Source organism: Balneolales bacterium ANBcel1 (genome assembly GCA_029688905.1).
Lineage (GTDB): Bacteria > Bacteroidota > Rhodothermia > Balneolales > Natronogracilivirgulaceae > SLLW01.
The window spans coordinates 110,724-127,453 of the sequence record JARULB010000003.1; the positions used below are offsets into that span (position 1 = coordinate 110,724).

13 protein-coding genes and 1 tRNA gene are annotated in these 16,730 nt (G+C 49.5%); all 14 read right to left on the reverse strand.

Annotation, left to right across the window (positions count from 1 at the left end):
- Nucleotides 1-101: 101 nt before the first annotated feature.
- Nucleotides 102-1,274, reverse strand: a complete 1,173-nt coding sequence (locus QA596_04885) for a glycosyltransferase family A protein (GenBank protein ID MDG5766794.1) — start codon at nt 1,272-1,274, stop codon at nt 102-104.
- 2 nt (nt 1,275-1,276) lie between these two features.
- On the reverse strand, nt 1,277-1,936 hold the full coding sequence (locus tag QA596_04890) for a lysophospholipid acyltransferase family protein (GenBank protein ID MDG5766795.1): 660 nt from the start codon (nt 1,934-1,936) through the stop codon (nt 1,277-1,279).
- A gap of 118 nt (nt 1,937-2,054) precedes the next feature.
- Nucleotides 2,055-3,548, reverse strand: coding sequence for a phytoene desaturase family protein (gene crtI, locus QA596_04895; GenBank protein ID MDG5766796.1), 1,494 nt, complete (start codon nt 3,546-3,548; stop codon nt 2,055-2,057).
- Nucleotides 3,518-4,210: a lycopene cyclase domain-containing protein gene (locus tag QA596_04900; GenBank protein MDG5766797.1), complete on the reverse strand. Its 693-nt coding sequence runs from the start codon at nt 4,208-4,210 to the stop codon at nt 3,518-3,520. Before QA596_04900 ends, crtI (QA596_04895) begins: the two co-directional genes overlap by 31 nt.
- Complete coding sequence (locus QA596_04905; GenBank protein ID MDG5766798.1) at nt 4,188-4,871, reverse strand: hypothetical protein; 684 nt, start codon at nt 4,869-4,871, stop codon at nt 4,188-4,190. Before QA596_04905 ends, QA596_04900 begins: the two co-directional genes overlap by 23 nt.
- Nucleotides 4,872-4,883: 12 nt before the next feature.
- On the reverse strand, nt 4,884-5,717 hold the full coding sequence (locus QA596_04910; GenBank protein ID MDG5766799.1) for a phytoene/squalene synthase family protein: 834 nt from the start codon (nt 5,715-5,717) through the stop codon (nt 4,884-4,886).
- Nucleotides 5,689-7,188 (reverse strand): phytoene desaturase family protein, encoded by a 1,500-nt coding sequence (gene crtI, locus QA596_04915; GenBank protein ID MDG5766800.1) that lies wholly within the window; start codon nt 7,186-7,188, stop codon nt 5,689-5,691. The genes QA596_04910 and crtI (QA596_04915) overlap by 29 nt, the downstream gene beginning before the upstream one ends.
- A 478-nt stretch (nt 7,189-7,666) precedes the next feature.
- Nucleotides 7,667-10,198 carry a T9SS type A sorting domain-containing protein gene (locus QA596_04920; protein ID MDG5766801.1) on the reverse strand — a complete coding sequence of 844 codons (2,532 nt, stop codon included), beginning with the start codon at nt 10,196-10,198 and terminating at the stop codon, nt 7,667-7,669.
- A 63-nt stretch (nt 10,199-10,261) separates the two neighbouring features.
- Entirely contained in the window at nt 10,262-11,248 is a 987-nt protein-coding gene (locus tag QA596_04925; protein MDG5766802.1) for a S8 family serine peptidase, read from the reverse strand.
- Between the two features lie 51 nt (nt 11,249-11,299).
- Nucleotides 11,300-12,346, reverse strand: coding sequence for a hypothetical protein (locus QA596_04930; protein MDG5766803.1), 1,047 nt, complete (start codon nt 12,344-12,346; stop codon nt 11,300-11,302).
- A 185-nt stretch (nt 12,347-12,531) separates the two neighbouring features.
- Entirely contained in the window at nt 12,532-12,933 is a 402-nt protein-coding gene (locus QA596_04935) for a hypothetical protein (GenBank protein MDG5766804.1), read from the reverse strand.
- A gap of 128 nt (nt 12,934-13,061) precedes the next feature.
- On the reverse strand, nt 13,062-13,607 hold the full coding sequence (locus QA596_04940; protein ID MDG5766805.1) for a hypothetical protein: 546 nt from the start codon (nt 13,605-13,607) through the stop codon (nt 13,062-13,064).
- A 1,611-nt stretch (nt 13,608-15,218) separates the two neighbouring features.
- A tRNA-Pro gene (locus tag QA596_04945) sits at nt 15,219-15,292 on the reverse strand.
- A gap of 139 nt (nt 15,293-15,431) precedes the next feature.
- Entirely contained in the window at nt 15,432-16,607 is a 1,176-nt protein-coding gene (gene pheA, locus QA596_04950) for a prephenate dehydratase (GenBank protein ID MDG5766806.1), read from the reverse strand.
- Nucleotides 16,608-16,730: the final 123 nt, after the last annotated feature.

The window sequence follows — 16,730 nt, forward strand, 5'->3', positions numbered from 1 at the left end:
CGCAGGTTAACGGTCCCCGGGAAGCTCCGCCGGCCGCTATAAACTTTTCTTTATGGTGATGATTTTGGATGTTGCACCGGGGCCGTATCGCAAATCCCGGGTTACACCCTTCTGTCTTTCCAGATGATGCTTCCCTGCTTGGCAGCACGCACAGAACGAATACCAACAATCACGAGAAACACCATCTGCAGGGGATGCAACAAAACGTTAATCACGGGATTCTGCCGCGATGCTACCGAAGTGAAAAATCGATTCAAAGCGATCGGTACCAGGGCCAGAAGGAATCCCTGATGATGGAACAACAGAAACAGCGGCAGTGTGAACAGCAGGAAAACGACCGCAAGCATCATCAGAAAACGAAACGGAGTGCTGTTGAATCCCGGGAAAAAATTCTTGGTGAACCCGTCGAGTGAGGCGCGCAAACCGGGGTACATGCGGCATGAAACCACTCCGCCGTCGGGTCGCGTGATTACCCGCTTTCCGTTTTGCTTAAAAATACGAGCCAGCGCCATATCCTCAACAACTTCTCTACGTACGGATTCATGACCCCCAAGCGCTCTGTATGCCCCGGCCCGGAATAGCATGAACTGGCCGTTGGCCGCAACAAATGACGGGTCGGAAGAGCGGTAAACCAGTTCCATCGGCAGAAAAGAGAGCAGGATCCAGTTCATGAGGGGAACAACCAGCCACTCTCCGGCAGTTTGCATCCGCTGTGTAGGGAACAGCGACAGCAGATCGGCGGGATGATCATCCTGGTGCTTTAGCATGGTGGCCAGGGCATCCGGCTCCAGATGGACGTCAGCGTCGATAAACAGCAGCCGGCGGCCCAGCGCTTTCTGAGAAAGCTGATGGCACGCCCAGTTCTTGCCCAGCCATCCGTCCGGCAGCGGTCTGCCCTTGAGAAGCACGATTCGATTGTCTTTCGATGCCATTTCCTCCACCACGGAAGCCGTGGCATCTTCAGATTGGTCATCAAGCACCAAAATTTCGATAGGGCGGACCGACTGCCGGCTGACGCTTTCCAGGCACGCCGCGATGTTATTCTCTTCGTTGCGGGCCGGAATCAGCACTGAAACCAGCGGCGCGTTATCCGCACTTGCCGGATCGGGGTCACCTTCGGTGGCTAACGCGGAAATACCGGACGGGGACCTGGCTCCGGCAAATTGCTTGATCAACCGGCTGAACGACAGCGCCCGGACCATATTAATCAAACCCACCACTGCGGGGACAGCCGTAAAAAACAGAAAAAGGATAAGGATCAGGGTAAGGGCCATGTTCACCGGGCGAGCAGGTCTTGCATGGATGCGGCGGAACGGGAAGCCTCATCCAGCCGATCCAGGTTTTCGTTGAAGGCATGTTCGAAAACACGAAAATCTTCCACCACGTTTCGGGCGGGAATCAAGGCACCGGAGCGGAAATAGACGGAGGGGAGGCGCTCATTCTCATACTGAATTTTTGTCGCCGCTACCAGCACCTGCACATGCTCCGGGGCATCGCCGAGAAACAGGCGGAGCCCTTTTTTGACGTTCGGCGGCCTTTTGTCATACGGCTCAATCTCTCCCTGCGGGTAGATCACCGTAAGGAGGCGGGGATCCGCAATTTGCTTGCGGGTGTACCGGACGGCCTGCAACAAGCTCGCCGGTTTGTCGGGATTAATAGAAAAAGCGCCCAGATAGCGGAAGAAAGAGTAGCGAGCAAGCTGCCGTTCGAGCATCATAAGCCGAATGCCCCGGTTGGTATATCGGCGCATGACGAAATCCACAAAAAAACCGTCCCACCAGGAGTAGTGATTGGGCGTTACGACCAGGCCCGCCTTGCGATCCCATTCCGGCAGCGCGTTCACCATATGGAAACGGGAAAAATGCCTCCGCATCAGAAAAGAGAGGTAGGGGTTGAAAACACGACGTGCCCACCGGTTGTTAACTGCCTGGATCATACGGTTTATCTAATGCTGCTTCATGGATTTATGATTTCGGGATCGTGTTTGGCTTTTGTTCGCATAGCGGAGCCGATTCCCGGCTCAACCACCCTTCCGGCAGCCCTCTGTCCGGTGCTCAGGTATTCATCCGGCCACCAAGATACCGTTCTGCGGCGTGTTTTCCGGAAAGCAGCACCAGCGGGATTCCGCCACCGGGATGAACGCTTCCTCCGCAGAAAAAGAGTCCGTTCACGTCTTTCGACCGGGCAGACTGACGAAGAAACGCTGCGTCCCTGGAATTGGACGAAATGCCGTACAATCTACCATTCAGGCTGCCTGTCTGCCGCTCAATATCGGAGGGCGTCATCACCTGCTCACTGACAATGCGGCCGGAGATATCCTCCCCGAGCATGGATGAGATTTTCTTCTGCACGATCCCGCGCATGCGATCGGTGCCGGGATAACGGCCTTCGGCGCTGTTTGCCGGGCTGTTGACCATCACGTACCAGTTTTCATGATCCGGTGGCGCATCATCCGATTTATATCTCGAGGAGATGTGAATATAGACCGTCGGGTCATCGGGACAGCGGCGGTGCCGGAACATGTCGTCAAACTCTTTCCGGTAATCGGAGGAGAACAGGATGTTGTGGCTGCCGAGCCGCTCTTCGTTACCGCGCATTCCCCAGTAAAACACCGTTGCCGAGGAGGAGCCTTCCTGTCTGAAATAGCGGCGCGCTTCCTTGCCTTCCGGGTTCTTAAGCAGTTTGGTGAAGGTGGTTCCCGCATCCACGTTGGAGAAAACGGCATCATACGAAGCGATTTCACCGTTCACTTTGAGTCCGGTTACTTTTCCGTCACGGTGGATGATCTCCTCCACCCCGGTATTGTAGTGAATCGACACCCCCTGCGAAGCGGCAATGGAAGCCAGTGCCTTGGGCAGCATGTGGACTCCTTCACGGATGTAATAACCGCCCATGCGGTATTCCACGTGGGATATGATATTCAGGGTTGCCGGTGCGGTATACGGGTTGGATCCGTTGTAGGTGGCGTAGCGGTCGAACAGCTGGACAATCCTCGGATCGCGGAAAAAGGAGGCGTTGGCCTGATGCATGGTGCGAAACGGATCAATTCGCCGGATCTTCAGAAGTGTCTTAAAAGCCTGGAGATTCACAAAAGATGACCAGTGCCGGAAATCGTTGAACAGAAAGAGGTCCGCGGTAAGGTCGTAGATAGTCTTGCAATGATCCAGGAAGCGGGTTACCGCCTCGGCGGGTTCACCGGTCACCCGTTCGATCTCGGCCGCCAGGGCATCGCTATCGGAATGGGCGTCCAGGCGGGTTCCGTCTGGATAGAAATAGCGGCAGAGGGTGTCGAGCCGTTCCAGGGTAAGGTGCCGGTCTGCCTTCTCTCCGGCCAGTTCAAAAAGGGACGTAGCGACTTCAGGGAGGGTCAGGAGCGACGGACCCGAGTCGAACCGAAATGGTCCGTCTACGATCTCACCGGCCTTGCCGCCGGGCACGGATCCTTTTTCGAAAATATCGACCGGGATGCCTCTTGCGGCCAGATGCAGCGCCGCGGATAGCCCTCCAAGTCCGGCTCCTATGATTGCAACGGGGTTTTTCCGGGCCATTTTTCGGATATCAGATGGTATATGAGCACGTGAAATGAGAGCATGGAGATGGAGTAGGCAAAGTCCTCCAGGGGTATGGTGGTGACACGAATGCCTGAAAACGCCTCCGGATTGTAGGTAACGACCGGCGTTGAGGTGAGCACGTAATTGACTGCCAGAAACGGCACCAGGGTAAACACGATAAAGCTCCAGAAGACACCCGAGTAGAGCAGTGATTCACGCACGAGCAGCGCGGCTGCGATGAATGCCGCCCAGGCAAAAAGAACGGTGGCCGTGTAATGCTGCCCAAGGTTCAGTATTGCATTGATTACCAGAACGACAAGCAGTGTGACAAATACGATCCGGGAAACCGGCAGGCGAAATTCCGGCATAAACGTTCGAAAATTTTCGTAGATAAACAGGCAGGCGAAGGGGATGGTGATGAAAAACATCACCTCTTCGAGAGGCAGGCCAAACAGCGACACACCCAGGATATAATCCGGGTTGAATGCCCAGTCGCCGCGCCGGGTGGCGATCACATCCCAAATCACATACACGGTGCCTACGATCAGTATGGAACCCAGCACCGCGGGAAACTTCCTGTAGAACTGAACTTTGCGTTCAAAAGAAAACGCAAGAGGTACGGCGATAACAAGAATGTTAATCAGAAGATAGAGACTCATGCGCTTTCAATTTTTCGTGCAGCTGTATCATTTCCTTTTGCTGCGAGTCGTCAAGCCGGCCTGATTCGATGATAAACTCCATAAGGTTACATGCCATTTGCACATCCATATGCTGGAACTGTTCCTGATTGACCAGCAGTTCAAAAACAGCCTGTGTGTCCTCATCCAGCTGGTCTCCGTATCCCAGAAACGAAGGCAGGTGATGGAGTACGGAAAAACGCAGAAAACGGATTTCGAATTCCCCCGGGCTCCTGTCGGTGGCTTCATCGAGTGTCTGCAATCCGCTGCGAAGATTGGAAAGCCTGGCGAACGGGTTTCTTCCATGTTTTGCCAGGAGCGTCTTGGTGGCTCCATGGTAGGCCAGAATTACCGGGTAGGTTGACAATACCTCCTGGTCCAGCTGATTTTCAAAAAAGTCGGTCAGCCTCTGGGTCACCGCCCGGCTCTCCACGGCATCATAAAACGTGTCCCTGATATACGTCATCATGTGAGGGTAAATGAAGTGGATAAAAGAGTCCCCCAGCCCGGAAACAACCATACCGGCATCGGCATCAGGCACCTCCTTGCCGACTTCGGTTGCAGAACCGCTTTCCGTTCCGGCAGCGCTTCCCGTGGCAGTCACCACCGTGAGCAATAATATGACAAAAACAGTTCTGGTCATGGGTTACTCTCTCTATCGCAGAAACCGAACGGTGACCAGCGAGCGGATCAGCATCACCATTTTCCGGATGTTGGAAAGGCGAACGCGACGTGCCATCAGTTCGTTAATCGATTTTTTGCGGATCTTGGAAAAAAGGCTGCTGTAAAATACGTACGCCAGGTAAACTCCCAAACGGGAACTTGCCGGCAGCGCCTTGATTCCGGGCAGCGCCTGTCTAAAATCCTCCTCTATTTCGGATTCAAACTTTCGCTTTTCTTCTTCATCGAGCGACATCGGGTCCGGCACATCCGGCAGATAAATCCGTTTTCGTTCGTTCAGATCGCTTTGAATATCACGAAGGAAATTGACTTTCTGGAAGGCCGCGCCAAGAGCTCGGGCATGGGGCTTGAGCCGGGTGTACAGCGCATCGTCATCCTCGCAAAAAATCCTGAGGCACATCAGGCCCACCACCTCCGCGGATCCATAGACATACCGGTCAAACAATTCCCGTCCGTAGGTCTGCTCTGTGAGGTCCAGCTCCATGCTGAAAAAAAACGCGTCGATATGCTCCCTTTCGATCCCGTACCGATTCACCGTTTTCTGAAAGGAATGGAGGATGGGATTCACGGCGATCTTCCGTTCGATCGCATCGGAGGTATCCGCCCTGAACCGCTCGATAAGCTCTTTCTTGTCGTGACCGTGAAACGTATCCACAATTTCGTCGGCCAACCTGACAAATCCGTACAGGGCATAAACCGGTTCGCGAAACTTTCGGGCAAACAACCGTATCCCCATGCTGAATGAGGTGCTGTACCGGTTGGTGACCAGTCTGCTTACCTCAAAGCTTGTCTTCGAATAGAGATCCATGATCCTCGGATATACGTTCCAATACCAGTTTTGAACTGATGATTACCATCGGCAGCCCGGTTCCAGGAACCGTTGAAGCGCCTACATAATACAAATTGTCGAACTTTTCGTCTTTGTTCCGGGGCCGGAAGCCTCCGACCTGGTTCATGCCGTGTGCCAGACCGAGTCCGGAGCCTTTGTACAGGTTCAGCTGGTCGGCCCAGTCGTCCGGCCCGAGCGTTATCTGGAGGCGCTTGTTCTTCTGGATGTCGAACCCGACGCGGCTTGACAGATCGTCGATGATTCGCTCGGCCAGAACCTCCTTGTCGGACCAGTCTTCCTTGAACCTCAGATCCGGCACCGGACAGAGAACAAACACGTTTTCGCAGCCCGGCGGGGCGCTGCCCTCGTAGGATTTGGACGGCACATTGACATAGTAGTAGGGTTGCCGCGGACTCTCCGACGAGGTGAACAGGGTATTGGCATAATCTCGGTAGTTGCTGCCCAGGAAGTAATTATGGTGCATGAGCCGTTCGATTTTCCCCTCCACACCCAGGTAGATGGTAAACGGTGCCAGGGTCCAGTCCATCTTGTCGAGCCGCTCCTCGCTGTACCGGGGGCGCTTCAGCACCTCACCCCTGAAGGCGGCGGCATCGGCATTGGCGACGACCAGGTCGGCATCCCACCGTTTGCCGTTTTTATCTACAACTGCCTGCAAACGGCCATTGGAAGAAACTGTCTCCGTAATTTCGGTATTGCAGACGATTTCCACATTGCGCTGTTTCAGAATGCGCACAATCTCTTCGACGAGCCGGTACATCCCCCCTTCGATGATCCAGTAGCCGTCATGTTTCAGCTCCGTATAATTCAGGATGGAGTAGATGGCGGGTGTACGGAACGGGGTTGAGCCAAGAAAAAAGGCGATCAATGAGAAAATGATACGAACCTCCTCTGAGCGGAAGGTGCGTTCCAGCTCCTGCCAGATGTTTCTGAAAAGATAGGGAATATGGCGGGGCGGCACTTTGGTCAGTCCGGCCAGATATTCAAAATTATTGCGGAAGTTCCGTTTGACGATACGGTGTTCTGTGTCGTGAAAGATCTGGCCTGCGCGCTTAAGGTATCGCTCGGCTTTTTCGGCGAAGCCCGGTTCCAGATCACCGAACTCCTTTTCCAGCTCTCTGAGATCGTATTTTATGAGAAACGGATCTTTGCGCCCTTCAAAAAACACCTGGTAGAGCGGATCGAGTTGTTTCAGAGTAACGGGGAGATCCAGTCCGCAGCTGTCGAACAGCTCCTTCATTTCGTAGGTCATGCTCATGAAAGAGGGACCCATATCGAACGTAAACCCGTCCTGTTTGATCTGGTTCAAGCGACCGCCGGGAGTCGCGTGTTTTTCCAGGATGGTAATTTGGTGCCCGGTTGATGACAGGCGGAGGGCGGTGGAGAGTCCGCCAAGCCCGGAACCGATGATTACAATTTTTTTCTTTTCCAATGTCAGGCCGATTTGGTTGTCGTGAAATAGTCTGTTTTCAAACACGGCCTTGGCGGCCGGGTACTGCTTGTGCTGCTAATAAATTGAGCTTCGGGGATTTTCGTTCCAACCTGAATCAGTAGTTATATAATACAACCATGCGGCATCCTCTGTTGTTCCTGCGAACCGGGATCATTGAAATGAACAAGATGTCCGCCCCGGATAATGATACTTGGTGCTGCTGTTCAAAGCAAGATTCCGCCAAACAAAAAAGGCTTTGTACCGCTGACATATAACAGTGATACAAAGCCTTCTGTTCGTCGGGGCGACAGGATTTGAACCTGCGACCCCTTGCACCCCATGCAATGACTATCGTGCTCGTCGATACCTATGTAATATGGATCTATCGTGTTCATAAAGGCTCCTTGAGTTTGGTTTCAGGTTTACTCGGGGAGCCTTTAGTTTATTAAAAAAAGGAACGCGATTTAAACATAACACCTTATTTGATTACGGTCATCCGCCGGGTTTTACTGAACTCCGGGGTGGTCATGCGGTAGATGTAGACACCACTGGCCAGGTTCGAGGCATCAAATTGCACCGTGTGGGTACCGGCCGTCATCTTATCGCTAACCAGTACTGCCACCCGGCGGCCCAGTATGTCGTAGACCGTCAGGCGCACATCGACCTGCTCGGGCAACTCAAACTGGATGGTGGTAACCGGGTTGTAAGGATTCGGATAGTTGCGGTGCAACGTCAACTTGTCGGGTGTTTCTTCTGCCAACTTCTTCCGGGCCCGTTCTACCCCCTCGGCGATTTGCTTTCCGTACATGTGGTCAATATGTTTGGCCAGTTCGAAATCAGGGTAACGTACCATGAGTTCCCCGAAATAACGGGCGCCTTGATGAACGCTTCCCAAGCGATTGAAGTGTATATAACCCAAACCAAAAAGTGCATTTTGGTGTAACATCGAATCTTCAGAAAAAAACTCATTGATATATTCATAATTCTTCACAGCCTGTTTATAATTCCCACCACGTATCAAAAATTGGCTTTCAAGGTCCATAATGACCGCATACAGGCGATCTGTGTTGGAAAGACTGCTTCGAATCTGACGATCCATGTAGTTGGAAAAGTCCTGAACCCGACCTTGCTGCTGCCAGGCCTTGGCCATCACATGCAAAATAGTACTGCGCAGTTTAAATGATTCTGCCTCTTTATATAAACGTTCCAAATGAACAAGAGCTTCTTCAGTTTCCTTTTCTGCTAATAAGACAAGTACCTCATATAAATCCTGTTCATTTATTTCAGATTCTGCTTCAGTCTGATACCCACCTGCTACTTTAGGAGATACAGGGTCACACTGCAAATTCGATGGAGTCCATATATGACAGGCATTTTGTGATGTTGATGCGGGATTGTATGAAATAAAGCCACCAGATGATGTTGTGAAATTGGAGGCACTTGGTGAAGAACTCCCATACCAATTATTTTGACCATATACCCAGGCATTATTTGCAGCAGATATATGAAAACCCGGGTCATGGTAAGTCCAAAAATCATTATTCGAAAAACTGACCACTCCGGGACTCAAAGCATTAATTCCGGTTGGATTATTGGCAAGCACATTAAAATACATCGTATTCACTGTAGCACCGACCATTTGAATACCCCGCAGTGAATTCCCAAAAATTTCATTTCCAACTAAATGTATATCAGAATATATGGAAGCGATACCGGTCGAATTATTATTTAGTTTGCTGTACTCAATCGACATGGATGCATAGCCAAAATATACACCAGTATTATTATTCTTGATTTTTGAATTTGTTATTTCTGGTGAGGCACCATTGGCATATACGCCATTATTAGCATGGCGGATATCACAATAATTAAGATATCCCGAAGAGCCAGGCTGAAATTGGACTCCTGACCACCCCCCGGAAGAACCGGTTTGTTGTAAATAAATATAACCGAATCCTGATCCACCATTAAAATATGCGTGTCCATATATGGTAAAACCCTGATCAGGGTCAAAACGCAAATCTGCTCCGGGACGGATTTCAATTTCCCCGCCACTGTCCACCAAAAACCGGGTAGCGTCGGAGGTGGTGCCTTCGAGAATAATGACCTTTCCGCCATCGCGTACCCGGATGCGGCCGCCTTCGATATTGGTTCCACTATCAATGGTTAGCGTGCCGTCTACCCGAAGCTCCCCGTAGACAGTAGTATTAGACCAGAAAGCCTCATGCATTACGATCTCATCAGACATGGCTACCGAGGCACCGCTTTGGATGGTTACGGTGCGGCTGGGATTTATCGTGGTGGTGCCGGTGTATGTGCTGGTGTTAATGGTTTCACTGGAAGTGAAGGTGTGGTCTTGGTGAAAATGAGACAACGGACTACCCACTATCGAAAAAGCGATTGTTATGGCTCCATCTTGATTGATATTTGGGTAGTAACCGGCTTGGTCTAATTTCTTGGGTACATAATCATACTGTTGATAATCCCAAATGTACATTTCAACATCAAAACCCTCGTTATCCACATTTGTAATTTCCACCGATTTGGCATAGCGATCATAATTATTAACAGGATATTTACTGAAACTTACTCTTTCAAGGGAAATTGGTGCCCCGGAAGTACCATTGTAGCGTAACCATACATCCGGTTGCGATATTAACTCCTCATTAAAATCCACTCTCAGCACAGCTTTCTTTAACTGCGCTGATGTTATTTGCATCTGAGGATGAATAGGCATTGAGCTTTGATCATATCCTTTTAATTCCACGGTTGTATTTTCATTAGGAAAAACCGGCTGTACATCAATGACCTCTACATTATTGGCGGTGCTTACTTCATAATGATGGATATCATTGGTGCTCACAAAATCAAGGGCTGCCTCAGCGTTGATATATCCCGCGCCTAATGCGGAGTCGTGACCTGGAGCTACATCACCCGCTGTTAATTTCAGAACTTTCTGGATGTCTTCGGGTTTTAAATCCGGGTTCACATCCAGCATTAAACTGGCCACACCAGCCCCGATCGCGGCCGCGGCGTATCCACCACCAAAACTCGTGGTATAACTGTCTGTCGCCTATCCGGTTGTAGCCGCCACATTTTTTCCATAGGCCGCCACATCGATATAGTCGGCTTCGTGGCCGTTATTAAATGATATGAAATTTTGACTATCATCCATATACCCGCCGGCAACCGTAAGCGTGGATTTGTCCATGGAACCAGGGATCAGATAGTATTTTTGATCGGTGCCCGGAGCAATCTCCCCGGCCGCCGCCACCTTTAGCTGATCGGCCATATACGCATCGATAAGCCTTTCCCGAAACTGGACATGGGCGGCCGGCGGTGTATAACCGGAATAAAACAGGCCTTCGAATGCCTGGGACAGTATGCTACGTATCATGTCCAGCATTCTCTCCTCTGGTGTTGGTGGAAGTTCCGGATAGAATAAGTCATCCATTGAGGGCAAATCTGCCATTTCATAAATCCCTAATTCCAAAACCGGCAAAGACTCAATATCATCTATACGGGAGGTTGGCAGACCGAATCCAAAAAGATGTATGTCGTTTTCATCATCGATGGCCTGTTGCACCATTGTCGTGGCTTCTTCAAAGCCGGCATAGTAGTCGGTATTATCCCACGAAAATATAAAATCCGAATCATCACCCGAAGCCGCCTCCCGAAGGAAACTGTAAGAGCGCATATTTGCCGCCCAGTTGATCCCGGCAATACCGATACCGTTATCGACATTTGCCCCCAAAATTCCGGCCATTTCGGTGCTGTAATCCTGTTCTGGCATAAACAGCCCGGCATGATACGGATTGGCATAAAAACGACCCTGCATATCTTCATGCACCGCTGAAGCCCCCAGAAGAGAATGTATGGCAATGCGTTGATCGCTATGGCCTGTCGTAAAATTCCAGGCCTGGTCAATGTTATGCACTTCGAATAAATAATCCTGCGAGCCATCCATGACATAGGGATCATTCGTTTGCCCATGCGCGTTGTGGGCATTTGCAAACCAGTATATGGTTACTGCTGCTAACCAAAAGTATATTGTTTTCATGATCTTTCACCATTAGTTTGTATTTCATTGAATACTCTCGTAATGCATGACCTACCTCTCTATGGATACCGGGATAGGGTCTTGTGTGGATAAATCGGGAAATTCGGGTAGATAGCCGGGCAGGTCCGGCCAGAGCGGTTCGGTCTGGCCGGTTTCCAGGTTATGGCGAAAAGGCACATACTGCGTGCGGCCATAGCCGTATATATCCCGCAGAAAAATGAGCTCTGTGCTGTCATGGTTCCAGCTGACGGCCCCGGAACCTCCCGTGGTGATTTGTACCGGGTCGTTATCCCCATCGTATAAAAAAAGCTGCATGGAGTTATCCCAATGTTTGTTAACCGCGATGCGCTCCGAGCGGGGATCGGCACTAAAGGTACGAAGCACCCCGCCTGTACTATTTCCCGCTCCCAACTGATACATGGTCACCCACTGCCAGTCGCCGGTAGTTCGGTCGTACCGTACCATATTCATAGCAATATCATTTTCCGGATCTGCATGCTGACCCCAAATTATTTGTTCATGATTACCGAACATATTGCTGGATCTCCAATCCGTCACCGGGCCTTCAAATTCTCCGGTTTCTATATCCAGAAAGTATCCGCCCAAATCATACTCTTGCTGGTAGGAAATAGTGTTCACCGTAAACAATATCTTTTCATCATTGGCAAACCACTTGGGAAAAACCTCACTCTGTTTGTTAAATATCGGATGATCGGGCTGGCCCGTCCACTGCTTATAGCTGTTTTCTTCCAGGTTTAAGGTGACTATATACGAGCTTATTCCCAGGGATAAGCCGACGGCCAACTCCCGGTTATCCATCGACCAGTCGGCATTGTAGATCTGGGAGGTGATATAGCGGGGATTTTCTCCGTTTTTATCCACGATCCAAAGCTGATGATACGGAGCAAACGGTTCATCGGCCGGCCTGTGCCGTACAACATAATAGTGTTGCCCATCATTACTTTGGCCGATATTAAACAAAGATTCCACTCCTTCCGGCGCGCTTCCCCATCCATACTCGCCCGGCTCAAACGGGTCTTCCCACTGGAAGGGGTCATCCCAGGGGCTTTCCTCCTCCACGCCATCATTATGATCCACGGTATCACAGGCCGAAAACAAAAACAGAAGGGGTATTATATGGGGTGGTAATTTTAACATCATAGAGATATGTAATCTAATTTAATCAGATGATTCACAGGTTCCCGGCGGTTTATCCCGCTAAACTCGTTGTTGTCTGAACGATATGGCCCAGGTCCGGTCATGATCATTTTTACTGCCTGCTTTTATTGCGTTTGTAAACTCTGCTCTTCCCTTATATCAGCTACAAGCACGCTTGTGCACAAGAATTTCAGGTCTGGTTCTCTAACCGACATCACTATTGAAGGATAATGACTCATGGGATTGACACCCGAATATTCCAGATTCAGATCATCCATCAAATGTAACAGTTGCTCATGCCTGGCTTCGATTTGCTCACGTTGTTCAGCAGCCTCTTCTTCGCTTAGCAAGCCTTCCCGGGAGTATTCCATATCATGAGTTACCCATATCCGAAGTGAACCCTTATCCCGAATCTTTTCAAACAACTCCTCATCGCAATGATTGAAGCCTTCATTGTTTTGCGAAAGTATGCTGTCGCAACTGTTGGAAAGCAGCATTGATATTATTATCAGTGATACTTTTTTCATGTGCTAAAAAATTTAGATTAAGCGGACACATGCAATTACATGACCGGTTTTATTCATGCTCCTGTGTGTCGGGACTTTTGCCCGGTCATGTTCATTTCATCATATTTACTCCCTTTTTATTAATGAGGTTATTTTTGATCAGTAGCTTCGGGCATGTTGCGCTCTTCAAAATGGAACGTAATCAGATAACCGCGTCCGGCACCGATCACCAAGCCACCTACAACACCGGGTATTGCAACCACCGAACCTATTAATAACGCGGAACCATCGGCGCCAAAATCAATCATCGAACCTTCTGCCGCCTCTTCGCTATAAGAAAAGTATCCATAAGCAGCACCGGCAACTGCTGCTGCCAATCCATAAATCAATCCACGCCTTGCCCCCTTATTGCGGTCAATAATTTGGATCTGCGCTACCTCATCAAGGGGTAACTCTTTTGCTTGTTCGGTGTCCATCTCGTTCCAACGAACAGTGTCCTTTCTGATCGATAGATCTGTACCCATGAACAGAGTTCTGTCTGTCTTTCTAATCCGGGCTTCACGGGTTTGTGACAATTCATTGATTTCATCAATAGCGCTTGCCGGTGAGTCTCGGTGCACCGTATTCGTAGTACTGCAACCTGTGATTAACCAAAGGAGAAGGAAAAAAGCTATGCAATTCAAGTTCTTAAACATGTTTTTGAGATTTTTTGAATAACAGTTTAGGGCCTTTCCCGGACTTTGTAATACTACTGACTATTATCGCTTTATAAATAACGATCTATGTATTGTTTGCACTAGTCACTAACCAGGTATAACTATGGCTATGATTGACAAAGAATAGTACGTTCGTTCCGAAAATCTACCAGGAGCAGAGCTCAGCCAAAATTGCTGATAATGAAAGTTTTGAGATTTTCCTTTTTGGTGTTGATGAATCAGAAGAATTAAAGAACCCTTGTAAGTAAGAGATTTTTACTACCGGATTGTTACAGCAGATTTTGAGTTATTAGGCAAACTTTATTATTGTAACGGTATGGTTTGGCTCCCGCCATAACCACGCTATGACAGGCTATTGGCGCACAATCAGTTCGGTTGATAGTTAACACCCAAAACCCATGATATGTTACCGGGGTTCAGGTCATTTAACAAGAGTCATGGCTCGACTTCCGAAGCCGACCTCTCGGGTAGTAACGCTCGTTGAGTATCACTTACTTACCATCAATACGTTTCACCATTACCAAGGCACTTCCTGTGCGTTTAAGGATTGCGTATGGCCCGACAATGCGACAACAAGTATGTTATACTCCGGGAAACGGGTATTCTAGCAAGTTTAAATCAGGAAGAAATTGGTAATGCTTTTGATTCTTACTGATAAGTTTTGTTTCTAAAGAAAAAGCAGTGGCCGCGATGAGCATATCATTGATTTCCACTCAATGGCTAGATCGGAATTGCTTCATCCACTCAAAGGCTTTTTGATGAAAAGAATGTCATATCTGGAGAGAAGGTTGTCAACATGCTTTAAATCCTTTTTGCATCGGCAGGTAATTCCTGGAACTGTTTTATGAGCCCTTTTTCGGACATAGAAACAAGTCACTTAATCTGTATCAATTTAAAACGACTTAATAGAAACCGGAGTATTATCATATTCTTGTCCTCAAGTGTTACGTAAACGTTTTAACGAATAAAGCTTGCCTGTGCCGCACGGGTTTCGCCAAGGCTATCAAGATACATGCCCATTGTTATCGGGTCTTTCCGGGTGTTTCTTGTAAGGATCTAATTATACCAGTTGAGGTCTGAACCGGGATTGAAGTTACTGTATTCCAAGTTATTGGCTATGACTATGCTGTCAATCACAGCTTTTTCAAGGTCGATTTCAAACGCAGTCATGACCACATTGATGGGGGTGATTTGTGAATCATTACCGGTTAGGAAAATGGGATGGGCAAACGCGATAAAACTACTGTCGCTTGACGATTCACGATAGTTCTCTGCTCCCCAATAACTTGTAAAGACTTCATTGATCGCGTATATAGGTATGATATGCGAGCTTCGTTTTCCATGCACTATAGAAACATACTGGGTGAGATCCTTACAGAAGGAATTGGTACCATTTTGTACTATCTCACAATAGTCTCCATAAAAGTGATTTTCTGAATAACAGAGGACAAATAGTAATAGAAAAACAACCCGATTTTTTTTATCCCATTATTATCCCAATTCCATGTACAACTATACCCAGATATGACTTTTTCACATGCTCTCCATAAAAAAATAGCCTTCATATTCGTCATATGAAGGCCATTCTCGTCGGGGCGACAGGATTTGAACCTGCGACCCCTTGCACCCCATGCAAGTGCGCTACCGGACTGCGCCACGCCCCGAACATCGGATCACGATGGATCCGATCTTTTTAACCAAAAAGTCCCACCGGTGCGTCAAAGATCAAAACGTAAACCGGCTTCGAGCATGCGAATGTTTCGCATCCCCAAATATACGAATTCGCAAACCGGCACACAATTTTCAATTCCCGGCCTGTTGCGCCGGATAGCAACCCAGAATTTTGAAATGTGCCGCCTTGTCCTCGATTTTTTTGAGGGCTGCGCGCATATTGGACTCCTCCCGATTGCCCTCGAGGTCAACGTAGAACAGATACTGCCAGGGCTTGCCCAGGCGGGGACGCGACTCGAGCTTGGTCATATTGATTCCGTGCTTCTCGAGCACCTTCAGGCATTTGAGCAGGGCGCCTTTTTCGTGGACGGTTGCCAGCAGCAATGATGTCTTGGCCGGAATCTGAGGATCACACACGATCGGATCCCGCGATACAATGACAAAACGGGTATAGTTTCCCGGCTGATTGGCCATGTCTTTGGCAATGATATACAGCTCGTAGAGCTCGGCGGCGTAGGAACTGGCGATCGCTGCCTGGGCGGGATCCGCATCCTCTTTGACCTTTTTTGCGGCCATGGCGGTATCGGTATAGGGATCGACCCGGCAGTGGGTCAGTTCGGCCAGAAACCGGCTGCATTGGGAGATGGCCTGCGGGTGTGAGATAATGCGTTTAACATCGGATATCTCCACCGGCCTGGTGGTCATCAGGCAGTGATTTACTTTCAGCACCTCCTCCCCGATGATATGCAGCTCCTTTTCGGCAAGTACATCGTAGGTATCGTTGATGGAGCCGGCGGTGGTATTCTCAATCGGCAGTATGGCCACATCCGTTTCGCCCTCTTCCACGGCCGCCGCCGCCTGGTGAAATGTCTTGAACCCGATGCAGCGGATGTCGTCGTAGCGTTCGGAAAAATGGCGCATGGCGGCCTGATGGCTGTATGCGCCCCGGGTTCCCTGGTAGGAGACCGAGATGGATCTCACATCCAGTTTGTTGTTCTGATGATCCAGCAGGGAATGGCTCTGAAAGCGGACCGACTGATAGATGATATCACGGAAAAGCTGTTCGGCAAAGTAGGGGTCCACTCCGGCATTTATGGCCATTTCACGTACTTTCTTCAGCAGGGCTTCCTCACGGTCGGCATCGCGAATCAGTGAACTGTCCGACAGCTTTTTGGAAAACACTTCCCTGACTACCTCCTGCCGCTGCGCCAGGGTTCGGATCAGCTGTTGGTCGAGTTGATCGATCTGCTCCCTGAACTTCAGCAGTTGTTCTTTTTTGACATCTTCCGCCATTTTTTTATCCGCCATACGTTACCCGGCCCGTTTGTTTCCTTTTGGATGCCGCCACTGCCGGTTCCTGCGGCAGCCGGCCTGAATTTCGAAAAACTCCAGGGTAAAAGATACTGAAAATACGGCCCCTAATCCTATCCC